Origin of the sequence: Serratia sp. CY29653, from assembly GCF_052169255.1 — a bacterium.
Lineage (GTDB): Bacteria > Pseudomonadota > Gammaproteobacteria > Enterobacterales > Enterobacteriaceae > Serratia > Serratia sarumanii.
This window is the reverse complement of record NZ_JBJNLC010000003.1, coordinates 309728-335857: the sequence shown is the minus strand read 5'-3', so window position 1 is coordinate 335857 and position 26130 is coordinate 309728. Positions and strand designations below refer to the sequence as shown.

Annotated in this window: 10 protein-coding genes; 2 read left to right on the top strand and 8 right to left on the bottom strand. The window is 63.4% G+C overall.

The window, feature by feature from the left end:
* Positions 1–189 precede the first annotated feature (189 nt).
* On the top strand, positions 190–18042 hold the full coding sequence (locus tag ACJ8HN_RS17815) for an amino acid adenylation domain-containing protein (RefSeq protein ID WP_442523767.1): 17853 nt from the start codon (positions 190–192) through the stop codon (positions 18040–18042).
* Between the two features lie 48 nt (positions 18043–18090).
* Here the strand turns inward: ACJ8HN_RS17815 and ACJ8HN_RS17810 are convergent, their stop codons facing one another.
* The 3 genes from ACJ8HN_RS17810 to lpxO all read right to left on the bottom strand — a co-directional run bounded on the left by ACJ8HN_RS17810 (position 18091) and on the right by lpxO (position 21028).
* Positions 18091–18789, bottom strand: a complete 699-nt coding sequence (locus tag ACJ8HN_RS17810) for a CTP synthase C-terminal region-related (seleno)protein (RefSeq protein WP_223182021.1) — start codon at positions 18787–18789, stop codon at positions 18091–18093.
* Between the two features lie 115 nt (positions 18790–18904).
* Complete coding sequence (gene lpxP / locus ACJ8HN_RS17805; protein ID WP_033648968.1) at positions 18905–19825, bottom strand: kdo(2)-lipid IV(A) palmitoleoyltransferase; 921 nt, start codon at positions 19823–19825, stop codon at positions 18905–18907.
* Between the two features lie 297 nt (positions 19826–20122).
* Positions 20123–21028: a lipid A hydroxylase LpxO gene (lpxO, locus tag ACJ8HN_RS17800; RefSeq protein WP_049212963.1), complete on the bottom strand. Its 906-nt coding sequence runs from the start codon at positions 21026–21028 to the stop codon at positions 20123–20125.
* Positions 21029–21285: 257 nt separating this feature from the next.
* Between lpxO and ACJ8HN_RS17795 the strand changes: the two genes are divergently transcribed.
* On the top strand, positions 21286–21627 hold the full coding sequence (locus ACJ8HN_RS17795; RefSeq protein WP_004936850.1) for a hypothetical protein: 342 nt from the start codon (positions 21286–21288) through the stop codon (positions 21625–21627).
* A 128-nt stretch (positions 21628–21755) separates the two neighbouring features.
* Here the strand turns inward: ACJ8HN_RS17795 and fis are convergent, their stop codons facing one another.
* The 5 genes from fis to ACJ8HN_RS17770 all read right to left on the bottom strand — a co-directional run bounded on the left by fis (position 21756) and on the right by ACJ8HN_RS17770 (position 26002).
* The gene (gene fis, locus ACJ8HN_RS17790; protein WP_000462905.1) at positions 21756–22052 is read right to left on the bottom strand and encodes a DNA-binding transcriptional regulator Fis; all 297 of its coding nucleotides are present in this window, start codon (positions 22050–22052) and stop codon (positions 21756–21758) included.
* A complete protein-coding gene (dusB, locus tag ACJ8HN_RS17785) occupies positions 22034–23038 on the bottom strand; it encodes a tRNA dihydrouridine synthase DusB (protein ID WP_033639281.1) in 1005 nt (334 codons plus the stop codon). The genes fis and dusB overlap by 19 nt, the downstream gene beginning before the upstream one ends.
* Before the next feature lie 393 nt (positions 23039–23431).
* A complete protein-coding gene (prmA, locus tag ACJ8HN_RS17780) occupies positions 23432–24313 on the bottom strand; it encodes a 50S ribosomal protein L11 methyltransferase (protein WP_033636181.1) in 882 nt (293 codons plus the stop codon).
* Positions 24314–24324: 11 nt separating this feature from the next.
* Positions 24325–25770, bottom strand: coding sequence for a sodium/pantothenate symporter (gene panF, locus ACJ8HN_RS17775; RefSeq protein ID WP_033636180.1), 1446 nt, complete (start codon positions 25768–25770; stop codon positions 24325–24327).
* A complete protein-coding gene (locus tag ACJ8HN_RS17770; protein WP_033644445.1) occupies positions 25760–26002 on the bottom strand; it encodes a YhdT family protein in 243 nt (80 codons plus the stop codon). The genes panF and ACJ8HN_RS17770 overlap by 11 nt, the downstream gene beginning before the upstream one ends.
* Positions 26003–26130: the final 128 nt, after the last annotated feature.

The window sequence follows — 26130 nt, the reverse complement described above, 5'->3', positions numbered from 1 at the left end:
ACTTCACAGCTCAACAAATTGAGGCACAGGGGGAACCTCTGGATTAACCATTTCATCCTTTCTTAGTTGGGGGGAGACCCAACTTTTCTACGGTTTTTTTATTCTGACCTGAACTGTCGGACGGCCAGGCTTTGCCTAAATCCGGACGGTCCCTTTCATTAACGTAATGAAAACGTGCTAGAGAATATTATGAACAAACAAACTGATGTGAAGAGTGGGGAACTCCGTACGGGTGCTCAGGCCGCGGCGGAGAAAGTCGAACTGCATGAAATGACTATCGCCCAGCGTGAACTCTGGCTGGGGGAAAATATTTCCAAAGAGTTGTCGTTCAATATCTGGGGCTATGGGCAGGTTGACGGGCCTCTCGACGTTAAGCTGCTGCGGCAAGCCATCGATGCTATCGTCGAAGAAACGCCGGCTCTGCAAGCGCATTTTGTGGAAAAAGACGGTGAGCTTTATCAATACCGCGCGCCACGCACACATGAGCCGCTGTTCACACTCGATCTCAGTAAGGAACCCGATCCCCTGCAGGCGGCCAGACGCTGGATGGTGGCGGATGCGGCGCTGCCGCGCCGCGCCACGGGAGAGGAACCTTTTAGTTTTTATGTGATTACGCTCGCTCCGCAGCGCTATGTCCTCTATCGGCGTTTCCACCATATGATCACCGACGGCCGCAGTGCCGAGGAAGTGATGCGGCGCATCGCGGCTTACTATAACGCGCTGGCGTCCGGCGGCGTCATCCCTGAATTCGCCAACTGCAATTTCTCTCTGCTTTATGAAAACGACATCAAATACCGCGACTCCTCACGCTTTTCTTCCGATCAGGCTTTTTGGCGGGAATATACTGCCGCTGCGCCGCAGAGTTTGTCGCGTAGAGCCATATTGACCCCGGACGCCGCGATGAACCGCAACACGCAGCTGCTGGAAAAAGAGGCATTGGATCAGCTGCAGCAACAAGCTGACAATATCGGCGTACACCGCGCACATATATTGGCCGCCGCCGTAGCATTATGTTTCTACAGCCTGACCGGCAGTGAATATCTTAATTTCAGCATGCCGGTGACCGGAACGAGAGAACGAAACAGTATTGGTATGACCTCTAACGTTGTCCCTTTGATTATCAAGGTTGAACCCCAGCTGAGTCTGGCCGAATTTATCCAAAAGGTCGCAGCCGAAATAGCAAAAGTGGTTCGTCATCAATTATATCGTGGGGAGGACATTCGGCGTGACAATGGCGCGACGGATTCCGCCTGGTTTGGCCCTTCAATTAACATTGTTTCTTTCGACCACGGAGATCCTTTCTGGGGATGCCGCACCCGTTGGTATTATGGCGGGAATATTCCGTCCGGCGATCTACAGATTATGCTGTATGAAGACCAGCAGGCGAATGAGCTGGACGTCACTTTTTCTGACGCCGATTATGCAAATTCATTAGGCGATCTGGATGTTTTGCAGCGCCGTTTCCAGTTTATTTTACGGGCGCTGAACGCATCAACGGCGGGGACGATCGAGGCGTTGGATCGGCAAGTGGCGGCGCTGGCGGATGCCGAGGCCGGCGGCAGCTTTTACACCAACCGTCGGCAACCGCCTGCTGGCGGCATCATTCGTTGGGATCGCCCGGCTGAGGCGCTGCAGCGCCTGGTGAGTTCGCTGAGCCATGGCGCGGGATGCGCGGCGAAGGTGCTGTTGGCGGAGCGCGTGTTGGGCGTGACGGCGCTGCAGGCGGTGAGCGATGAGCGGCAGGCCGAACCCGGTACCCTGCTGCACGTCGAGGCCGACGGCTGGGTAATTGCCGCGAACCCCGGCGTGGTGCGCGTCGGGTCGTTCTTGCGCGCCGACGGCTCGGCTCAGCCAGGCGATGCGCTGGCGCAGGCCTGCGGCCTGTCTGTCGGCTCGGTCTTGCCGACGATTAACGCTGCCGAAGCCTCGCTGTTAGGCGCGGCGTATGGCGCCAGCGCCGATAGCGCCGCTTTTTGGCAACCGCGCCTGACGCGTTATTATCCGGCGCCGTTCCCGCCGGGGCCTGGCCGCCAGGCGGATCTTCCCGCACGCTGGCAGGCGACGGCCTGGCAGCGCCTGGAAAAAATTGCCGGCGAGCAGGTGCTGGCGGCAGCAACCCTTTATTTGGCGCGCATGTGCAATGAAACCGATTTTCAGCTGGGGTGGATCACCCCGGACGATCGGAATTGGGGGCGTTGGGCTCACCTGAGCGCGCGCGTGCTGCCGCTGCAGGTCTCTGTTGATCACACCGGCAATTTCCAGCAGGCGTTGGCCGCGCTGGAACAGGAATATAGCCAGCTGCGCGCTCATGCCGATTATCATCCCGCGTTGCTGACGCGCGATGCGGACCTGCGAGCGTCTCAGACTTGGCCGACGGCGGTATCGATCGTCAGCCGGCGCTCGGCGCAGGGGTTGCAGCCTGAAGACGAGGGGGTTGCCGCCATCATGGCTTCCGGCTCGCGCGCGGTATTGCAAATCTGCAAGGCTGACGGCGCTTTCCGTTGGGTCTACGACGCCGCCTCCGTGGCTGACGAGCAGATGTTGCGGGCGACGCAACATCTGCTGATGCTGCTCAACGACGCGGTGAGGGCGGGTTCTCATCGTCGCACCGTCGGCGAACTCAGTCTGGTTTCCGAGGAAGAACGCGCGCAGTTGCTGCAGGGCCTCAACCACACCGTCGCTTCACATTCGCCGACGGCCTGTCTGCACCGGTTGTTCGAAGCACAGGTTAAACGGACGCCGGAGGCGATCGCGGTGACGTATGGCGATGACAGCCTGACCTACGCGGAATTGAATACCCAGGCGAACCGTTGGGCCCATCGGCTGGTACAGCTTGGCGTGCAGCCGGACAGCCTGGTGGCGCTGTGTGCCGGGCGCGGGCTGCCGATGCTGGTCGGGCTGCTGGGGATCCTCAAAGCCGGCGGCGCCTACGTGCCGCTGGATCCCGCCTATAGCGGCGAGCGGCTACAGTACATCCTGGCGGACTCAGCGCCGGTGCTGCTGTTGGCGGATGAGCTCGGCCGACAAGCGCTGGGTGGCTGCGAGGTGCCGGTGCTGGCGCTGGAACAGCCACTGAGGGGAGAAAGCGACGATCTGCAGGACGTCGGGGTGCGCCCGGCGCACCTGGCATATGTGATTTATACCTCCGGCTCGACCGGCAAACCCAAAGGGGTGATGGTGGAGCACCGGCAGGTCGCGCGGTTGTTCAGCGCGACGAACGCCTGGTTCAACTTCAGCGCCGCCGACAGGTGGTGCCTGTTCCACTCATTCGCCTTCGACTTCTCGGTCTGGGAGATCTGGGGCGCCTGGCTGTATGGCGGCCAGCTGTTCATCGTACCGCAGGCGATCGCCCGCTCGGCGCCGGATTTTTATCATTTCGTCTGCCGCAGCGGCATCACGGTATTGAACCAGACGCCGAGCGCCTTCAAAGCCTTTATCCAGGCTCAGGCGCACAGCGAAGCGCGCCAGCAGCTACGCGAGATCGTGTTCGGTGGCGAAATGCTGAAGCCTTGCGATCTTGCGCCGTGGTTTGCTCGTCCAGAGAACCGGCAGACACGGTTGATCAACATGTACGGTATCACCGAGACCACGGTGCATGTGACTTATCGACCGCTGTCGGCGCAGGATACGGCGATCACCACCAGTCCGATCGGCAGCCGCATCCCGGATTTGCGCTTGTATCTGCTGGGCGCCGACGGCGAACCGGTGCCGATGGGGGCGATCGGCGAACTGTACGTCGGCGGCGAAGGGGTGGCGCGGGGTTACCTGAACCGGCCCGAATTGACGGCGGAACGTTTTCTCGATGATCCTTTCAACCGGGCGCCGGGTGCGCGCATGTATCGTACCGGCGATCTGGCGCGCTATCTGCCGGGTGGCGATATCGAATACCTGGGGCGCAATGACCAGCAGGTAAAAATCCGCGGTTTCCGTATCGAATGCGGCGAGGTGGAGGCTCAGCTGAGTACCGATCCGCGCGTGCGCAGCGTAGCCGTGGACGCGATTGACGATGGCGACGGGGGCAAGCGACTGGTGGCGTGGGTGGTTCCGGCACCGGAAGCCGAACGCGCTACGCTGGCGACCGGGCTGCGTCAGCATCTGCAGGCGCGGCTGCCGGATTATATGGTGCCGGTGGCTTACGTTTGGCTGGAGGCGTTGCCGCTGACCGGCAACGGCAAATTGGACAAGCGGGCTCTGCCGGTGCCGCAGGTCGACGCCTATGTGCGTGAAGCCTATGCGCCGCCGCAGGGCGAGGCAGAAAACCTGCTGGCGGCTATCTGGCGCGAGCTGCTGGGCGTAGAGCGCGTCGGTCGCTATGACCACTTCTTCGAACTGGGCGGGCATTCGCTGATGGCGGTGCGCTTGGCTAACCGCGTGCAACAGGCCGGATGGCAGTTACCGTTGCAGGCGCTGTTCGCCAGCCCGGTACTGCACGTGCTGGCGCAGGCGCTGAAAGTTGCGCCGGCTCAGGAACCGCAGCCGATACTGCCGGTGGCGCGCGACGGCGAATTGCCCCTGTCGTTCGCTCAGCAACGTCTGTGGTTCCTGACCCAGTTGGAGGGGATGAGCGAAACCTACCATATCCCTCTGGCGCTGCGGCTGCACGGCCGGTTGGACCGGCAGGCGCTGCAACATAGTCTGGATGCGCTCTATGCGCGTCACGAATCGCTGCGTAGCCGGTTCATCACCCGGGAAGATCGGCCACAGGTGCAGATTTTGCCGGCAAACGGGCTGCCGCTTGCGTTCCACGATCTGCGACGTCACCCCGCGCAAGCCGACACGCTGTGCCGTCAGGCGGCCACTCAACCGTTTGATTTGACGCAGGGGCCGCTGGTGCGCGCCGCGCTGATCCGCCTGGCGGATGAGGAGCACCTGTTCCTGCTCACCTGTCATCACATCATTTCCGACGGTTGGTCGACCGGCATTCTGCTGCGTGAACTGGGGGCGTTGTACGGCGCTTTGCGTCGCGGCGATGCCGATCCGCTGCCGCCGCTGACGCTGCAATACCCGGATTATGCCGCCTGGCAGCGTCGCTATCTGACGCCGGAGCGGCTGGCGGCGCAGGCGCAATACTGGCGCGAAACGCTGATCGGTGCGCCGGCGCTGCTGACGCTGCCGACTGACCGGCCGCGTCCGACGGTGCAGTCTTTCAGCGGCGGGGAGGTGCCGATCGCGATCGACGCCGAGCTGACGCAGGCGCTGCGGCAGTTCAGCCGGCAGCATGGCGGCACGCTGTTCATGACGGTGCTGGCGGCCTGGAGCCTGGTGCTGGCGCGCATGGCCGGGCAGCAGGAGCTGGTGATCGGCACGCCGGAGGCCAACCGTGGCCGGCTGGAAACCGAATCGTTGGTCGGCTTCTTCGTCAGCACGCTGGCGCTGCGCATCGATCTTCGCGACGATCCGGATCTGCCGACGCTGATCGCGCGGATCCGTCACTCGGTGCTGACGGCGCAGGAAAATCGCGATCTGCCGTTCGAGCAGGTGGTGGAGCTGGTCAATCCGCCGCGCCACCTGGGTTATACCCCGCTGTTCCAGGTGATGCTGGCCTGGCAGGACGGCTCGGTACGCGATATTCCGCTGCCTGGGCTGCAGGCCGAGCTGGCCGGGCTGGAATACAGCGCGGCGAAGTTTGATCTGACGCTCGATCTGGCCGATACCGGCGAAGGCATCAGCGGTACGCTGAACTTCGCCACGGCATTGTTCGATCGCGCCACCGCCGAACGCTACGGCGTTTACCTAGTACAGGCGCTGCGGGCGATGACGCTGAATAGCCCACGGTCAGTATCCCATATCGATTTGTTGCCGCCCGCCGAACGGGAGCATCTGCTGCATGGCTGGAACCGCACCGAGCGTGACTACCCGCTGGATCAGACGCTGGCGGCGCTGTTCGAGCAGCAGGTGCGCCGCACGCCGCACGCCACCGCGCTGGTGAGCGGCGCGGAAAGCCTGAGCTACGCCCAGCTGAACGCCCGCGCCAACCGGCTGGCGCACGCGCTGATAGCGCGCGGCGTCGGCCCGGACAGCCGGGTGGCGGTGTGCGCCGAACGCGGCCTGAACATGGTGACGGCGCTGTTCGGTATCCTCAAGGCCGGCGGCGCCTATGTGCCGCTCGATCCAGCCTATCCGGGCGAACGCCTGCAGTACATCCTGCAGGATGCCGACCCGGTGCTGCTGCTGGCGGACGCCGCCGGCCGGGCGGCGCTGGGCGAACCCGTGACGCCGCAGCTGGCGCTGGAGGCGGCGTTGCCGGAGACGCTGAGCGCCGAGAACCCGGCACCGCGCGCGCAGGCGTCGCACCTGGCGTACGTGATTTACACCTCGGGCTCGACCGGTAAACCGAAGGGCGCGATGAACGAACACCGCGGGGTGGTCAACCGGCTGGTGTGGATGCAGGAGGCCTACGGCCTGACGGCGGCGGACACGGTGCTGCAAAAAACACCGTTCGGCTTCGACGTCTCGGTGTGGGAGTTCTTCTGGCCGTTGATGGTCGGCGCGCGCCTGGTGATGGCGAAGCCGGAAGGGCACAAGGATCCGGACTACCTGAGCCGCGCGATCGAACAGTACGGCGTCACCACGCTGCACTTCGTGCCGTCGATGCTGCAAAGCTTCCTGGCGGACGGGCAGGCGGCAACGCGCTGCGGCCAGGTGGTGCGGGTGATGTGCAGCGGGGAAGCGCTGCCGGCGGCGCTGGTGGCGGAGTTTTACCGCCGGCTGCCGCAGGCGGAGTTGCATAACCTGTATGGGCCGACGGAGGCGGCGGTGGACGTCACCGCCTGGCACTGTTCGCGGGAGGCGGAGCGGGTGTCGGTGCCGATCGGGCGGCCGATCGCCAACACGCGCATCTACCTGCTGGACGAGCGCGGGCAGCCGGTGCCGCTGGGGGCGGTGGGCGAGCTGTATATCGGCGGGGTGCAGGTGGCGCGGGGCTACCTGAATCGGCCTGAACTGACGGCAGAACGTTTCCTTGCCGATCCGTTCGCGCCGGGCGGCCGCATGTACCGCACCGGCGACGTGGCGCGTTATCTGGCGAACGGCGACATCGAGTACCTGGGGCGCAACGATCAGCAGGTAAAAATCCGCGGCTTCCGCATCGAATGCGGGGAGATAGAGGCGGCGCTGGCGACGCACCCGGCGGTGCGCGAAGCGGTGGTGGATGCACGGGCGGTAGGCGACGACAAACGGCTGGTGGCGTGGGTGGTGCCGGCCGCGGACGTGGCGGAAGAGACGCTGGCGGGCGCGCTGCGGCAGCATGTGAGCGCGGCGCTGCCGGACTATATGGTGCCGTCGGCCTGGGTGGTGGTGGCGGCGTTGCCGCTGTCGCCGAACGGCAAACTGGATCGTCGGGCGTTGCCGGAGCCGCAGGGGGCGCAGAGCCAGGCGGCGTATGAAGCGCCGCAGGGTGAACACGAAACGCTGCTGGCGGGGATCTGGCGCGAGCTGCTGAACGTGGAGCAGGTGGGCCGCCACGATAACTTCTTCGAACTGGGGGGCCACTCGCTGCTGGCGGTGAAGTTGATGGCTCAGCTGCGGCGCGCCGGTTGGGGAGCGAACGTGCAGACGCTGTTCTCAACGCCGACGCTGTCGGCGCTGGCGCAGGCGATGAGCGCGCAAGGTGAGGTCGACATACCGGAAAACCGGATTTTACCGGGCGGGGCTTCCATTACGCCGGAGATGTTGCCGCTGGCGACGCTGAGCCAGCCGGAGATCGACGCGGTGGTGGCGCAGGTGCCGGGCGGCGTGGCCAACGTACAGGACATCTACGCCTTGTCGCCGCTGCAGGAGGGGATTTTGTTCCACCATCTGCTGGCGGAACGGGGTGACCCGTACCAGCTGTCCGCGGTGCTGCGTTTCGACAGCCGTGCGCGCCTGGACGCCTGGCTGGCGGCGGTGCAGCAGGTGATCGATCGCCATGACATTCTGCGCACCGCGTTCATCACGCAGGGCATGTCCTCGCCGGTGCAGGTGGTGTGGCGCAAGGCTGAGCTGGCGCTGAGCGAGCGGCGTTTCGATCCGGCTGACGGCCCGATTTGGCGACAGCTGGCGGCCAGCTTTGATCCGTTGCAGCAGCGGCAGGATCTGACCCGCGCGCCGCTGCTCAACTTTACCGTCACGCAGGAGGAGGACGGCAGCTGGTGCGCCTTGCAGAAGTGGCATCATCTGATTGGCGATCACTCCACGCTGGCCTTCATGGAGCAAGAGATCGGCGAGATCCTCGCCGGCCGTGGGGCACAGTTGGGCGTCGCCCAGCCGTTCCGCAATGCGGTGGCGCAGGCGCGCCTGGCTCTCAGCGAGGCGGAGCACGAAAGCTTCTTCCGCGACATGCTGGCGGATATCAGCGAGCCGGTGCTGCCGTTCGGCCTGAGCGACGTGCACGGCGAAGGGCGGCAAATCGCCTGCCGCTACCAGGCACTCTCTTCGGCGCTGAACCTGCGGTTGCGGCGACAGGCGCGGCGGCTGGGCGTCAGCCTGGCCAGCCTGTGCCACCTGGCCTGGGCGCAGGTGCTGGCGAGCGTCAGCGGGCGAGACGCGGTCGTGTTCGGCACCGTATTGCTGGGGCGTCTGCAGGGCGGCGAAGGCGCGGAACGGGCATTGGGGTTGTTTATCAACACGTTGCCGCTGCGTCTGGACATCGATCGGCGAGGCGTGGAGACGGCGGCAAGAGAGGCGCACGTGCGGCTGAGCGGGCTACTGGCGCATGAACATGCGCCGCTGGCATTGGCGCAGCGCTGCAGCGGCGTCAGCCCTGGGGCGCCGCTGTTCAGCGCCTTGCTCAACTATCGCCACAACAACGGCGAAGCAGTGGCGTTGCCGGAAGGCGTCAGCTTGCTGAGCGCCGAAGAGCGCACCAACTATCCGTTCGTGTTATCGGTGGAGGACGGCGGCGATTCGCTGGGCGTGACGGCGCAGGTGACCGAGACGGTCGATGCCCAGCGGGTGTGTGACTATATGGTGCAGGCGCTGAGCTCACTGGCGCAAGCGCTGGAGCAGGCGCCGGAGACGCCGGTGTGTTCACTGGCGGTGGTGCCGGAGGCGGAACGCGAACTGCTGCTGCATGGCTGGAACCGCACCGAGCGTGACTACCCGCTGGATCAGACGCTGGCGGCGCTGTTCGAGCAGCAGGTGCGCCGCACGCCGCACGCCACCGCGCTGGTGAGCGGCGCGGAAAGCCTGAGCTACGCCCAGCTGAACGCCCGCGCCAACCGGCTGGCGCACGCGCTGATAGCGCGCGGCGTCGGCCCTGACAGCCGGGTGGCGGTGTGCGCCGAACGCGGCCTGAACATGGTGACGGCGCTGTTCGGTATCCTCAAGGCCGGCGGCGCCTATGTGCCGCTCGATCCGGCCTATCCGGGCGAACGCCTGCAGTACATCCTGCAGGATGCCGACCCGGTGCTGCTGCTGGCGGACGCCGCCGGCCGGGCGGCGCTGGGCGAACCCGTGACGCCGCAGCTGGCGCTGGAGGCCGCGTTGCCGGAGACGCTGAGCGCCGAGAACCCGGCACCGCGCGCGCAGGCGTCGCACCTGGCGTACGTGATTTATACCTCGGGCTCGACCGGTAAACCGAAGGGCGCGATGAACGAACACCGCGGGGTGGTCAACCGGCTGGTGTGGATGCAGGAGGCCTACGGCCTGACGGCGGCGGACACGGTGCTGCAAAAAACACCGTTCGGCTTCGACGTCTCGGTGTGGGAGTTCTTCTGGCCGTTGATGGTCGGCGCGCGCCTGGTGATGGCGAAGCCGGAAGGGCACAAGGATCCGGACTACCTGAGCCGCGCGATCGAACAGTATGGCGTCACCACGCTGCACTTCGTGCCGTCGATGCTGCAAAGCTTCCTGGCGGACGGGCATGCGGCAACGCGCTGCGGCCAGGTGGTGCGGGTGATGTGCAGCGGGGAAGCGCTGCCGGCGGCGCTGGTGGCGGAGTTTTACCGCCGGCTGCCGCAGGCGGAGTTGCATAACCTGTATGGGCCGACGGAGGCGGCGGTGGACGTCACCGCCTGGCACTGTTCGCGGGAGGCGGAGCGGGCGTCGGTGCCGATCGGGCGGCCGATCGCCAACACGCGCATCTACCTGCTGGACGAGCGCGGGCAGCCGGTGCCGCTGGGGGCGGTGGGCGAGCTGTATATCGGCGGGGTGCAGGTGGCGCGGGGCTACCTGAACCGGCCTGAACTGACGGCGGAGCGCTTCTTGAGCGATCCGTTCGCGCCGGGCGGGCGGATGTACCGCACCGGCGACGTGGCGCGTTATCTGGCGAACGGCGACATCGAGTACCTGGGGCGCAACGATCAGCAGGTAAAAATCCGCGGCTTCCGCATCGAATGCGGGGAGATAGAGGCGGCGCTGGCGACGCACCCGGCGGTGCGCGAAGCGGTGGTGGATGCGCGGGCGGTGGGCGACGACAAACGGCTGGTGGCGTGGGTGGTGCCGGCCGCGGACGTGGCGGAAGAAACGTTGGCGGGCGCGCTGCGGCAGCATGTGAGCGCGGCGCTGCCGGACTATATGGTGCCGTCGGCCTGGGTGGTGGTCGCGGCGTTGCCGCTGTCGCCGAACGGCAAACTGGATCGGCGGGCGTTGCCGGAGCCGCAGGGGGCGCAGAGCCAGGCAGCGTACGAAGCGCCGCAGGGTGAACACGAAACGCTGCTGGCGGCGATCTGGCGCGAGCTGCTGAACGTGGAGCGGGTCGGGCGCCACGATAACTTCTTCGAGCTGGGGGGCCACTCGCTGCTGGCGGTGCGTCTGACCAACCGTCTGCAGCAGATGGAATGGCAGCTGCCGTTGCAGGTCCTGTTCGCCAACCCGACGCTGCTGGCATTAGCGCAGCAACTTCGGAGAACCGATGAGGCGCTGCCGCCGATCGAGGCTATGCCACGCGGCGCCGCGTTGCCGCTGTCGTTTGCTCAGCAGCGGTTGTGGTTCCTGACGCAGTTGGAAGGCCTGAGTGAAACTTACCATATTCCCCTGGCGCTGAGCCTGCGCGGCGAGCTGGATCTGCCCGCCTGGCGGCAGAGCCTGGATGCGCTCTATGCCCGCCACGAAGCGTTGCGCAGCCGGTTTGTCACCGTCGAGGGGCAGCCGCAGGCGCACATTCTGCCGGCAGACGCGCTGCCGTTGACGGTTCACGATCTGCGTGGGCGGCAGGATGCTCAGAGCCAGGCGCGGCAACTGGCGCAGCGCCTGACGGAGGCGCCTTTCGATTTGACGCAGGGGCCGCTGGTGCGCGCCGCGCTGATCCGCCTGGCGGATGAGGAGCATCTGTTCCTGCTCACCTGTCATCACATCATTTCCGACGGTTGGTCGACCGGCATTCTGCTGCGTGAACTGGGGGCGTTGTACGGCGCTTTCCGTCGCGGCGATGCCGATCCGCTGCCGCCGCTGACGCTGCAATACGCGGATTACGCCGCCTGGCAGCGTCGCTATCTGACGCCGGAGCGGTTGGCGGCGCAGGCGCAATACTGGCGCGAAACGCTGAGCGGTGCGCCGGCGCTGCTGACGCTGCCGACCGACCGGCCGCGTCCGACGGTGCAGTCTTTCAGCGGCGGTGAGGTGCCGATCGCGATCGACGCCGAGTTGACGCAGGCGCTGCGGCAGTTCAGCCGGCAGCATGGCGGCACGCTGTTCATGACGGTGCTGGCGGCCTGGAGCCTGGTGCTGGCGCGCATGGCCGGGCAGCAGGAGCTGGTGATCGGCACGCCGGAGGCCAACCGTGGCCGGCTGGAAACCGAATCGCTGGTCGGCTTCTTCGTCAGCACGCTGGCGCTGCGCATCGATCTTCGCGACGATCCGGATCTGCCGACGCTGATCGCGCGGATCCGCCACGCGGTGCTGACGGCGCAGGAAAATCGCGATCTGCCGTTCGAGCAGGTGGTGGAGCTGGTCAATCCGCCGCGCCACCTGGGTTATACCCCGCTGTTCCAGGTGATGTTGGCCTGGCAGGACGGCTCGGTGCGCGATATCTCGCTGCCTGGGCTGCAGGCCGAGAGTGCCGAGTTGGGCTATCAGATCGCCAAGTATGATTTGACGCTCGATCTGGCGGAGCGCGACGAGCAAATCAGCGGGACGCTGAACTTCGCCACGGCGCTGTTCGACCGCGCTACCGCCGAACGTTACGGCGTTTACCTGGTGCAGGTGCTGCGGGCGATGGCGACAAATGCTACGCAGCCTGCGTCACATCTCGACCTGCTGCCGGCTGCCGAGCGTGAACTGTTGTTGTACGGCTGGAACCGAACCGCGGAAGTTTATCCGGCGCAGAGCAGTGCCCACGTCCTGTTCGAACAGTGGGCGCAGCGCACGCCGGACGCCGTTGCGGTGGTGAACGATCGGGACAGCCTGAGCTACGCTCAATTGAACGCCCACGCCAACCAACTGGCGCACCAACTCATCGCACAGGGCGTGCGCCCGGGCGATCGCGTGGCCACGTCGCTTGAACGCAGCGTTTCTCTGGTCATCGCCCAGCTGGCGATCCTCAAGGCGGGGGCCGCTTATGTGCCGCTCGATCCGCACCTGCCCGTAGCGCGGCAGGCGTGGATCATCGGCGACAGCGGGGCGTCGTTGATCCTGTGCGATCGCGATATCGACCGCGAGATAGCCGGCGAGATCGCCTGCCTGCGTATCGATCGGCTGCGGCAGAATCCGACCCACGATCCGGCGGTGCCTCGCGCCGGCGACGCGCCGGCCTACATCATGTATACCTCGGGCTCGACCGGTACGCCTAAAGGCGTCATGGTGACGCACCAAGGCATCCTCCGGCTGGCGATCAACAATCGTTTTGCGTCGTTTGAACGCGGCGATCGCTTCGCTTTCGCCGCCAATCCGGCGTTTGACGCCAGCACGCTGGAAATGTGGGGAGCCCTGTTGAATGGCGCCAGTCTGGCGATCATTGCGCCGGAAGTGTTGACGGAAGCCGAGGCGTTGGCGGCGGCGCTGGTGCGGCAAGGGATTAACGTCTTGTTCCTGACCACCTCGTTGTTTAACCAATATGCCCATAGCATCGCCGCGACGCTGGCGCAGTTGAAATATCTGCTGAGCGGCGGTGAAGCGGCGGATCCGCACGCCTTTGCCCGCATGCTGAAAGAGGCTGGGCCGGTACGGCTGATCAACGCTTATGGGCCGACCGAGTGTACGGTGTTCGCCACGACGGCCACGATCGAGCGAGTGGATCCATGGCAGCGTTTGCCTATCGGGCGGCCGATCGGCAATACCCGGATTTATCTGCTGGATGAGCACGGGCAACCGGTGCCGCTCGGCGCGACCGGCGAGATCTACATCGCCGGCCCCGGGGTGGCGCTGGGTTATCTCAACCGCGCAGAGTTAACGGCAGAGCGATTCCTGGCGGATCCGTTTAACCCAGGCGAGCGGATGTATCGCACCGGCGATCTGGCACGCTATCTGCCGGACGGCAATATCGACTACCTGGGACGCAACGATCGGCAGGTGAAAATTCGCGGCTTCCGCATCGAATGCGGTGAGATCGAGGCGCGAGTGGCCGGTCATTCGGCGGTGCGCGAAGCGGTGGTGGATGTCCTCGGCGAAGCGGACAATAAGCGACTGGTAGCTTGGGTGGTGCCGGAGGCTGACGCGGATCGCCAGACGTTGGCGGTGACGCTGCGACAGTATCTGGCGGGGATGTTGCCGGAGTTTATGCTGCCGGCGGCCTGGGTGGCGCTGGATACGCTACCGCTGACGCCGAACGGCAAACTGGATCGGCGCGCGCTGCCTGAGCCGCAGGAGGACGCCTACGTGCGTGAGGTTTACGCCGAACCTGAAGGCGAACTGGAAACGCTGCTGGCGGGGATCTGGCGCGAGCTGCTGGGCATTGAGCGGGTCGGGCGCCACGATAACTTCTTCGAATTGGGCGGCCACTCGCTGCTGGCGGTGAAGTTGATGGCGCAGCTGCGCCGTGTCGGGCTGAGCGCCGGGGTGCAAACGCTGTTCACCGCGCCGACGCTGTCAACGCTGGCGCAGACGTTGGTCACGCAGCAGGAAGTGAGCGTGCCGGCCAACGGTATCCTACCGGGCTGCGTAGCCATTACGCCGGAGATGTTGCCGCTGGCGACGCTGAGCCAGCCGGAGATCGACGCGGTGGTGGCGCAGGTGCCGGGCGGCGTGGCCAACGTACAGGATATCTACGCCTTGTCGCCGCTGCAGGAGGGGATTTTGTTCCACCATCTGCTGGCGGAACGGGGCGACCCGTACCAGCTGTCCGCGGTGCTGCGTTTCGACAGCCGTGCGCGCCTGGACGCCTGGCTGGCGGCGATGCAGCAGGTGATCGATCGCCATGACATTCTGCGCACCGCGTTCATCACGCAGGGCGTGTCATCACCGGTGCAGGTGGTGTGGCGCAAAGCCGAGTTGTCGCTGCGAGAACTGCGGCTCAATCCGGCAGAGGGCGAGATCGGTTCGCGGCTGACGGCGTTGTTTGATCCGCGCCGCGTGCGGCCTGATCTGACGCGCGCACCGTTGCTGAGCTTTGTCGCCGCACAGGGGGAAGAAGGCAGTTGGTGCGTGCTCCAGCAATGGCATCACCTGATCGGCGACCACTCGACCCTGGCGGTGATGCAGGAGGAGATCAACCTGATCCTGGCCGGGCGCGGGGACGAACTGGCCAAGGCACCGCCGTTCCGCAACGCGGTGGCGCAGGCAAGGCTCGGCGTCAGCAAGGCAGAACACGAACGGTTCTTCCGCACTATGCTGGCGGATATCGATGAACCGTCGCTGCCGTTCGGCCTGAGCGACGTGCATGGCGAAGGGCGGGATATCTCGACGGCGCACCTGGCCTTACCGCCTGCGCTCAACCAACAGTTGCGGCGGCAGGCGCGGCGGCTGGGCGTCAGCCTGGCCAGCCTGTGCCACCTGGCCTGGGCGCAGGTGTTGGCGCGCGCTACCGGCCGCGATGAGGTGGTATTCGGCACCGTATTGTTGGGCCGCATGCAGGCCGGAGACGGGGCGGAACGGGCGCTCGGATTGTTTATCAATACGTTGCCGCTGCGGCTGGATGTCAACGAGGTCGGCGCGGAATCGGCGGTGTTGCAGGCGCACATCCGGCTGAGCGGGCTGCTGGCCCATGAGCATGCGCCGCTGGCGTTGGCGCAGCGCTGCAGCGGCGTCGCCGCGGGCACGCCGCTGTTCAGTGCCCTGCTGAACTACCGGCATAACAGCGGCGAGGATACCGCATTGCCGACCGGCGTGACGCTGCTCGATAGCCAGGAACGCACCAACTATCCGTTCGTGCTGTCGGTCGAGGACGGCGGTGATTCGCTGGGCCTGACGGCGCAGGTCAGGCAGCCGATTGAAGCGCAGCGCGTGTGTGGCTATATGGCGCAGGCGTTGAGCGCATTGGCGCAGGCATTGGAGCAGGCGCCTCAGACACCGGTCTGTGAACTGGAGGTGATGCCGGATGAAGAGTATGCGCTGCAGCTGTGCCGCTGGAATCATACGGCGGAAGCTTACCCGGCGGATACCTGCGTGCACGAACTGTTTGAACAGCAGGCGCGGCAGACGCCGCAGGCCATCGCTTTGATCCAGGATGCGCAACGGCTCAGCTACGCACAGTTGAATGCGCGCGCCAACCGGTTGGCGCATCGGCTGATTGAGCGCGGCGTACAACCGGGCGACCGGGTCGCGGTGCGGCTGGCGCGCAGCATCGAACTGGTCTGCGCCCAATTGGCGGTAATCAAGGCCGGGGCGGCGTATGTGCCCATCGATCCGCAACTGCCGGCCGCGCGTCAGGCGTGGATCGCCGACGACAGCGGCGCCTGCCTGATGTTGACGGACGCCATCGGCGACGAGGAGATCCCGCAGCTGACGGTCGAGGATCGCGAAGCTGAAGATCATAACGGTAACCCGGCGTTGCGCGTGTCGAGCGGCGCGACGGCTTACATCATGTATACCTCCGGCTCGACCGGTACGCCGAAAGGCGTCATGACGCCGCACCAGGGTATCACGCGTCTGGTGCGCAACAACCGCTACGCCGCCTTTGACGCCGACGACCGCATCGCCTTTGCCGCCAACCCGGCATTTGATGCCAGCACGATGGAGGTTTGGGCCGCCCTGTTGAATGGCGGTGCGCTGGTGGTGATCGCGCCGGAGGTGATGATGGAGGCCGAGCGTCTGGCGGCCGAACTGCAACGCCATCGCATCACCACGCTGTTCTTGACCACTGCGCTGTTCAATCAGTATGTGCACAGCATCAGCGGCGCACTGGCGCAGTTGAAATATCTGATTAGCGGAGGGGAGAAAGAGGATCCGGGCGCTTATGCGCGGTTGTTGCAAGAGCGGGGGCCGGTGCACCTGATCCATGCCTATGGGCCGACGGAGACCACCACCTTTGCGACAACGGCACGTATCGAGCGGGCTGAAGGGGAGGCGCGCTTGCCGATTGGGAAACCGATCGGCAATACCCGCGCTTACTTGCTGGACGCTCGCGGGCGCCCGGTGCCGATGGGGGCGGTGGGGGAATTGCATATCGGCGGCGTGGGGGTGGCGTTGGGCTACCTGAACCGACCGGAGCTGACGGCACAGCGCTTCCTGAGCGATCCGTTCAATCCGGTCGGCGGCCGCCGCATGTATCGCACCGGCGATCTGGCGCGTTATTTACCGGACGGCAGTCTTGAATACCAGGGGCGATGCGATCAGCAGATCAAGCTGCGCGGGTTCCGCATCGAACCGGGCGAGATTGAGGTGCAGCTGGCGGCGAGCCCGTGGGTGCGGGAAGCGGTGGTGCAGGTTTGTTCGACGGAACATCATCCGCGCCTGGTCGCCTGGATCGTACCGACGGCCGACGTTGACCGCAGCGCGTTGCAGGGACAGCTACGGGCCTATCTGAGCGAACGTTTGCCGGAGTACATGGTGCCGTCGGCTTATGTCTGGCTGGATGCGCTGCCGTTGACCGCCAACGGCAAACTGGATCGGCGTGCCTTGCCGGAGCCGGAGCGCGCGGCAGTCGGCACTCGGGAGTATGCGGCGCCTCAGGGGGAGACCGAAACGACGCTGGCGCGGGTATGGTGCGCGCTGCTCGAGATTGGCCAGATAGGGCGCCACGACAATTTCTTCGAGCTCGGTGGCCATTCGCTGCTGGCGGTACGTCTTTCCAGCCAGCTGCGTCAGCAAGGCATCACCTTGCCGGTACAGGCGATCTTCAACCATCCGATATTGGCCGAGCTGGCCGAGCGGATAGATCGTCGCACCGCAGAGGCTCCGCTGCGCAAAGCGGTGCCGGCTCGCAGCAGCGGCAGCCGGCCGCCGCTATTCTTCGTTCCGACCGGCTTTGGCGACCACTCCTACGTGTTTGAATTGGCCAAGGAGATCGACGAGACCTTCCCGGTCTACGCTGTGCCGTGGCCGGCGGTGGAGGAGAAGCCGGCCACCATGTCCGATATGGCCGCCAGCGCCGTGGCGTTGATTCGCGAAGTGCAGCCGCAGGGGCCATACCATCTGGCGGGGTACTCTTCCGGCGGGGTGTTGGCCTATGCCATCGCCGAGCAGCTGCAATCGGCCGGGGAAGCGGTCGCCTTCCTGGGGTTGATCGACACGTTGCGGCCGGTGGAGGCGATGCACAGCCCGGTCCAGCTGTTGCTGAACTGGGTGGAGTCAACGCAGGAAAGGCCGGATCCGCAGTTCTGTCAGCAGTTGGCCGAGCTGCCGTTGCCGGAGGCGATCGCGGCCGTGCAACGCGCCGGGATCAAGACTCAGCGTGAGGAAGTGGCCGACGAGGCGGCGCTCTGGCAGCAGCGGCACCACTACGCCAAACTGGTGGAAGCGACCCTGGTGCAGCCCGCATCGCTGAAAATCCATCTGTTCAAGGCGAAGCAGGAGCAGGTTTCCGTCAATTCGCAGAACGCACAGTTCCAGGCGTATTGGCAGAGGATCAAGCAGGCGGGATATTGCCGCGAAGACGCTTCCGCGTTGGGATGGGATAAGCTGCTGCCGCCGGCGACCGTCCGCGTCAGCCAGGTCAACGGCGACCATGTGTCGATGATGGAGCATCCGGTTCATCGGCGTGAGCTGGGGCAACACTTCAATCTGGCGTTGCGCGAGCTCGGACAGGCGTAAGCCGGCGGGATGTATCCGATGAGAAAGCCCTCGCAAGAGGGCTTTTTTTTACCCGTTGGCGGCGGTTTTGACGAGTTCCACCACCAGCGGTGAAAGCTCGCCGCGCAGCGCGGCGCGTTCCGACTGGAACAGCGTGGCGACGTAAAAACGCCGGCCCGGCAGTTCGATGGCGCGCACGTCGCCTTCGGTGTCGTGGCCGCTGACGATCAGCGGGAAGCGCTCAAGATCGGCGACGAACTCCGGATTTACGCCGAAGTTGCAGTGGTAGCCTTCATGGGTGTTCAGGCTGCCGTAGGCCTGCGCGACGCGGGTGTCAGGCTGAAAAACGATGTCGCCGGTTTTTTCCACCAGCGAGCAGCTCAGCGGGGCGATCACCAATCGGCCGCCGCTGTCGGTTTCCGCATGGCCGGCGTCGTGCCAGCCCATCACGTTGCGGGCGTACTCGACGATGGCGTATTGAAAACCGCCGCAGGAGCCGAGGAACGGCACGTCGTTTTCCCGCGCATGGCGGATCGCCATAAAGGCGCCGTCGTCGTAACGATACGGGCTGCCCGGCACCACCCAGATGGCGTCGAAATTTTGCAGGACGTCGGGGGAGGTCAGGGTTTCTGTCGGTAGCCATTGGGGCTGCACGTCGATGTCGAGATGGGCGGCGGTGAGCTGGAGCGCCACGGGGATAGCCTGATGGGCCACGGCTTGCGGGTTGTAATCACCGACCAGAGCAATGCGAACTTGAGCTTTCATCATTTCCTTTCCTGTGCGGGTAAAAAAGGAGATTACAGGAAAGTAGAGTGTCGAGCCGCCGCTTTTTAAACGTGGCGCACAAAAAAGCCCGGCGTTGGCCGGGCTGGAAAAAAGAGGGTCAGTACAGCGAGGGCGCGCCGGCCGGTCGGGTTTTGAAGCGGCGGTGCAGCCACATGTATTGCTCCGGCGCCCGCATGATCTCTTTCTCGATCACTTTGTTCATGTAAGCCGCCGCCGCCTGTTCGTCGCTGAGCGGGTAGTCTTCCAGGGCCGGTTGAATCAGCAGGTCGTAGCCGCGGCCGCCTTCGCGGCGGATCAGCACCACCGGCACCAATGCCGGGTTGGCCATGCGCGCCAGCATGAAGGTGCCGCTGGTGGTGGCGGCCTGATCGACGGCGAACAGCGGCGCGAATACGCTGCCGCGCGGGCCGTAGTCCTGATCCGGCGCGAACCATACCGCCTCGCCGCGCTTGAGCGCGTGCACCATGCCGCGCAGATCCTTGCGATCGATCATCGCCTTGTTGGAGCGCATGCGACCCTTGGTCTGCGCCCACTCCATCGCCTTGTTGTTGTGCGGGCGGTACATCGCCATCATCGGTTGGCACAGGCCCATCGCCCGGCCGCCCAGCTCCAGCGACATAAAGTGCACGCCGATCACCAGCACGCCGCGATCGTCGCGCTGCGCCATTTTGAGGTGGTTGATGCCGGAGACGTTGAACCAGCGCTTGACGCGTTTATCCGACCAGAACCAGGCCATGCCGGTTTCCAGCAGGCCCATGCCGAGCGATTCGAAGTTGCCCACCACTTTGCGCTCACGCTGCGCTTCGTCCATCTCGGGGAAGCACAGTTCGAGGTTGCGGCGGGTAATGGTGACGCGACGCTTAAGAAAACGCATCGAGGTGCGCCCCATCCACACCCCCAGCCGATTGAGCAACGGGTAAGGGAGCTGTACCAGCAGGAACAGCAGGGCCAGGCCGAACCAGGTCAGCCAGTAGCGCGGGTGCAGCAAGGAAAGTTGAAATCTCTTTTGGCGTTTCATAGCAGCTCGTTTATGCGTTAGGGGGTAGCAACCTGTAACGCATAAAGGATCCACTCGATAGCGATACGACTACTCAGACACCCAAGTACGGCCAGGGTTTAGTCGGAATTCCATAATTGACTAAACATTTACATTCGAAGGGCGGTTTGCGCTGCTATCAGGCTTCGGAGGGATAGCTGTTGGCCAGCGGAGGCGGCTCTAGGAACGTGTATGTTAACACAGGGTACGGGGTACAGAGGAAGAGGGGCATGCGAATATTCTCATTCGCGTTGCCCCCGAGTTGAAGATTGGCGCGTTTTATAGGCTGGGAATGATAATCGCGGCGAAGATCGCAGCGATTACCAGCCATTTCAGCAGGTAGTAACCGCGGCGGTTGCGCGCCTTCAGGCGCTGGCCGGCATCGCGCACCGCGTTGACGTATTTGAAGATGCGGTTGATGCCGCCGGTGCGGTCCTGATCGTCGTTTGGCGAGCTGGCCGCCGACATCAGCGTGGCGCCGACCCAGTGGTTGACCGCCTGCGCCCAGCGCCATTTCATCGGCCGCTCGACGTCGCAAAACAGAATGATGCGCGTCTGATCGGTGGCGTTCTGCGCCCAGTGCACGTAGGTTTCGTCGAAGATCACCGCCTCGCCGTCGCGCCAGCTGTGCTGCTCGCCGTCCACCTCGATGAAGCAGCGATCGTCGTTGGGCGTCATCAACCCCAGGTGATAGCGCACCGAGCCGGCGTAAGGATCGCGGTGTTTACCCAAATGGCTGCCGGGCGGCAGCTCGGCGAACATCGCGGCCTTGACCGACGGGATGCGGTTGAGCAGCTCGACGGTTTTTGGGCACAGCGTCTGCGCCGAAGGGTGGCTGTCGCTGTACCACTTCAGATAGAAACGTTTCCAGCCGCGTTTGAAGAAGGTGTTGAACCCCGCATCGTTGTGCGACTGCGCCTTTTTGATGTGATGCTGCAAGCGCACCGCTTCCTCGCGGATCACCTGCCAGTTGTCGGTCAGCGTCTGCAGCTCCGGGAAAACTTTTTCGTCGAAATAGGGCTGCCTGGCGGGCAAACGGGAGAAACCGGTCATAAACATATTGATCGGCCCCATAAAGGTGGAGTGATCGAACAGTTGGCGGGTAAGCTTTTGTTTCTCCTTGCCGCGGGAGTGTGCGTAAAGGAAGCTGACGATAAAAACGCCTATGATGATGACGGCAACCATAGAATCCATCCCTGTCATTACTGATTATTACGAGGTAAAAAACGTAAAAATTATAGTTTTGTGACAGATAAAATTTAACTTTTTCGTGCCATTTCGCCATTGTTGAACGTAGATGGCATGAAAAGTTAATAAAGATGTGAGTGTTGATATTTTATGTTGGTATTTTTGGTTTTCGTACTATTCTTAGGTTTCTTTAACGGGATTGTGTGCCATCTTATTTCATGACGAATGGCACGTATCTGAGAAAAGAGGGACTTATGAAGAAATCAATCATTGCCTTGTCTGCACTGCTGCTCGCTTCCCCGGTGTTCGCCGCTGAGACCGCGACCGACACCGCCGCTCACGCCAGCAACGAGGTCGTTGCCGAAGCGCACAAAGGAGCGGATACCGCCAAAGAAAAGCTGCACCAGTCTCAGGACAAGGGTGAAGAGCTGAAGCTGAAAGCCAAGCACGCCGCCGAAGGCAAGAGCGACAGCGTCGGCAGCAAAGTGAGCGAAGGCTCGCAAAAGGCCTGGCACTCCACCAAGCAAGGTTCAGAGAAGGCTTGGGACAAGACCAAGCAAGGGGCGGAAAGCCTCAAGAACAAAGTGACCGAATAAGGTCGCCGCTTTGCCACAAGGGCCGCGCTGCGGCCTTTTTTATTGCCCGCAAACCGGGGGCGCCCCAAAAGAAAAAGGCGCTTATCAAATGAGATAAAGCGCCTTTTCAACACGTTAACTGACTAGTATCAGTTCATGCCGTATTTTTTCAGCTTCTTGCGCAGCGTGCCGCGGTTGATGCCCATCATCAGGGCTGCGCGGGTCTGGTTGCCACGGGTGTATTGCATCACCATGTCCAACAGTGGCTGTTCAACTTCAGCCAGTACCAGCTCATACAGGTCATTTACGTCTTGACCGTTCAGTTGAGCAAAATAGTTCTTCAGTGCTTGTTTAACCGAGTCACGCAGAGGCTTTTGAGTCACCTGATCTTGTGAGTTAACGGTAGAAACGGTCAGTACGTCAGAATTTACGCGTTGTTCGAACATAGTTCTGTCAGCTCTTTTTTTACGCTAAGATTTTCGAAATATGCCTCCAACGCCTCCAGCTGTTCGCTGGCATCCTCTATGGCGTTGAATGTGCGCCGAAACTGGTCATTCGGAGCGTGTTCCTGGAGATACCAGGACACGTGCTTACGAGCAATCCGGAATCCCTTGCCTTGGCCATAGAAGCCGTGCAATTCCCGAATGTGCCCAATCAACAAGCGCTTCACCTCGCCAAGCGGCAGCGGCGGCAGCAACTCCCCAGTGTCCAGATAATGCTGGATTTCCCGGAAGATCCAGGGTCTCCCCTGAGCAGCGCGGCCTATCATCAGGGCATCGGCCCCGGTGTAGTCGAGCACTGCTCTGGCTTTATGCGGGTCAGTAATATCCCCATTCGCGATAATCGGAATGGAAACACTCTGCTTAACTGCCCGAATGCTGTCGTATTCCGCGTCGCCGTTAAACAGACAGGCGCGGGTTCGGCCGTGAATCGTCAGGGCCTGAATACCACAGTTTTCGGCCAGTTGGGCAATCTCTACACAGTTACGATGCTCTGGCGCCCAGCCGGTGCGAATCTTCAGCGTTACCGGCACATCCACCGCGTCAACCACCGCGTGGAGGATCCGTTTAACCAGATCCGGGTACTGCAACAAGGCGGACCCGGCAAGCTTCCGGTTCACTTTTTTGGCCGGGCATCCCATATTGATGTCGATGATTTGCGCGCCGCTGGCCACGTTGATACGCGCGGCGGCGGCCATATCATCAGGATCGCATCCGGCAATCTGCACGGAGCGGATCCCTGGTTCATCGCTATGCACCATACGCAGACGCGACTTATCCGTCCGCCACACCTCCGGGTTGGAGGAGAGCATCTCGGATACAGCCATCCCAGCACCCATTGCATGACAGAGGGTTCTGAACGGGCGATCTGTAATACCGGCCATCGGGGCCGCAATCAGGCAATTAGTAAGCTGGTGGTGTCCAATGCGCATAGACAAAGAGTGACCATACTGTGTCCGCAAGGGCGCGTATATTACGCATTTTTGCGCCGAGATGAAAGGCCAAACTTTAACCAATTGGCGCGATATTAGGGCAAAAAATGCGCTGCGCAGTGATTCATAAAAATATTGTATATATTTTACAATGAGTTGACGAAAAGTGCTTATTTTGTGTGCGGTAAAATATTCGCCTTTGCGCAGAATATTATCTGCATTCACCCGCGTTTTTTGCCGGGATAGCCTGCCTGGAAGGCGCATTGTCAGGGCGATCCGTCGTTGAACGGCGAAAAATTGCATAAAATTTTGTCTCGCCCGCGGGCCGATCGCCAGGCAAAAAAAATCCACCGGCGCAGGGCCGGTGGATGAGGGAGCAATAGACCGTGACGCTTACTTGCGGCGGCCGGTGATGCGGCACCACTCTTCACGCTCGGCGACCGGGTCGAGCGTGAACTTCTCTTCGTAGGCTTGCGCAACGCTGCTCGCCTGGCTGGCCAGCACGCCGGACAGCCCAAGATGGCCGCCGGCCTTCGGCAGGCAACCGATCAGCGGCGCCAGCTCGCGCAGCGGGCCGGCGAGGATGTTGGCGACCACCACGTCCGCCAGCAGGTCCGCCGGCTGGTCTTTCGGCAGATACAGCTCCAGACGCTCTGAAACGCCGTTACGCTGCGCGTTGTCGCGGCTGGCCTGAATGGCCTGGGGATCGATGTCGATGCCGATAGCGCGCGCCGCACCCAGCTTCAGCGCGGCGATTGCCAGGATGCCGGAACCGCAACCGAAGTCGATGACGGTTTTGCCGGCCAAATCGAGGCCGTCCAGCCACTGCAGGCACAGCGCGGTGGTCGGGTGGGTGCCGGTGCCGAACGCCAGGCCCGGATCGAGCATCACGTTGACCGCATCGGGATCCGGCACGTCGCGCCAGCTCGGGCAGATCCACAAACGCTCGCCGAAGCGCATCGGGTGGAAGTTATCCATCCATTCGCGCTCCCAGTCCTTATCTTCCAGCTGCTCTATCTTGTGGCGGAAACCGGCGCCCAGCAGCGGGTGCTGTTCCAGCATCGCCACCACCTCGGCCATATCGGTTTCCGCGTCGTACAGGCCGATCACGTCGGTATCGCCCCACAGCAGGGTTTCACCCGGCAAGGGTTCGAACACCGGGTTGTCGTGGGTGTCCTGGAAGGTCACCGACACGGCGCCGCTTTCCACCAGCGCGTCGCTCAGGTCTTCCGCCTGGCTGCCGGTGGTGTTCAGTTTGAGTTGGATCCAAGGCATAGCAATTCTCTTCAAGAGGGTAATGATGACGCCGTCCGGCGCTTTTCGCCGACGACGTTACCGAGATAAAACGCCAACAGGCTGAGCAACAGCGAAGGCACGATAGGGTGCAGCCCCGCCGGCTGCAGGTTGAAGCTGGCCAATAGCGTATAGCATACCGCACCCGACACCATTGAGCTAAGCGCTCCCTGAGCATTGGCGCGTTCCCAGTACAGGCCCAGCACCAGCGGCCACAGGAACACCGCCTCCAGCCCGCCGAAAGCCAGCAGGTTGAGCCAGATGATCATCTCCGGCGGCCGCCAGGCCGCCAGCAGCACCAACAGGCCGAGGATCAGCGTGGTCAGGCTGGAGAAGCGCTTGATCAGCCGCTCGTTGTGGATCTGCTGTGGGCGTACGCCAAGGTAGAGATCCTTGATGATGGTGGCGGAGGATTGCAGCAGTTGGGCGTTGATGGTCGACATGATCGCCGCCATCGGCGCCGCCAAGAAAATCCCGGCGGCGTACGGCGGCAGCACGGTGATCATCAGCGTCGGGATCACCTGATCGGGGATCTTGAGATCCGGCAACACCGCGCGGCCGAGCGCGCCGGCCAGGTGCATGCCGAACATCAGCACCGCCACCACCACGGTGCCGAGCAGAATGCCGCGGTGCACCGCCTTGCTGTCCTTGTAGGAGATACAGCGCACGGCGGTGTGCGGCAGGCCGATCACCCCGAAGCACACCAGGATCCAGAACGACGCCATAAACGGCAGGCTGAGGATCTGATCGCCGCCCTGCGGCGACACCAGCGCCGGATCAATTTGCTGCAGTTTGCTGACTGCGCTGTCCAGTCCGCCGGCGGCATGGATCACCGCCACCAGCAGCAGCACGGTGCCGAGCAGCATCACCAGCCCCTGCATGGCGTCGTTCAGCACGCTGGCGCGGAAGCCGCCGAAGGCGGTGTACAGCGCGATGCTGATGCCGAAGATCAGCAGGCCGGTGTCGTAAGGAATGCCGGCGGCGGTTTCCAGCAGGCGTGCGCCGCCGATAAACTGCACCGTCATGGCACCGAGGAACGCCACCAGCAGGCTGAGGCTGGCCAGCCACACCAGCAGGCGGCTTTGGTAGCGGCCATACAGCATGTCATTGAGGGTGATAGCGTTGTAGCGCCGCGCCAGGATGGCGAATTTCTTGCCCAGCACGCCGAGCGACAGCCACACCGCCGGCAGCTGGATCATCGCCAGCAGCACCCAGCCCAGGCCGTATTTGTAGGCGGCGCCGGGGCCGCCGATAAACGAACTGGCGCTGATGTAGGTGGCGGTCAGGGTCATCGCCAGCACAAAGCCGCCCATCGAGCGGTTGCCGAGGAAATATTCGCTGAGGAAATTTCCATTCTGACGGCGGCGATAGGCGTATACCGACAGGCCGAATACCAGCAGCAGGTAGGCGACCAGCGGCAGGATCACTTCAGTTTGCATCGCTGTCCTCCAGCGAAATGTCGCGGAACACCGTGCGCACCATCAGCCAGCACAGGCCGATGAACAGCAGCGGCACCAGCAGGCAGGCCATTTCGAACCAGTGCGGCAGGCCGGTGACGCCGATAGCGCTGTCCGGCAGATAGGCCGCCAGCCCCCAGGCCAGCAGGTAGAGCAGCGTCAGCCCCAGCGCCCAGCGCGCTTCGCGGTGCGCCTGAATAAAGCGTTTGTCCATCCGTGTCTCCCATAGGTTTACGGTGATGGATTCATCAAAGGTAGGGAATTTTACGGCATGACGGCGTTTTGCCAAGCCGTTACTGGCGGCAACGCCAAAGAAAAAGGCCGGTGATTAACCGGCCTTTC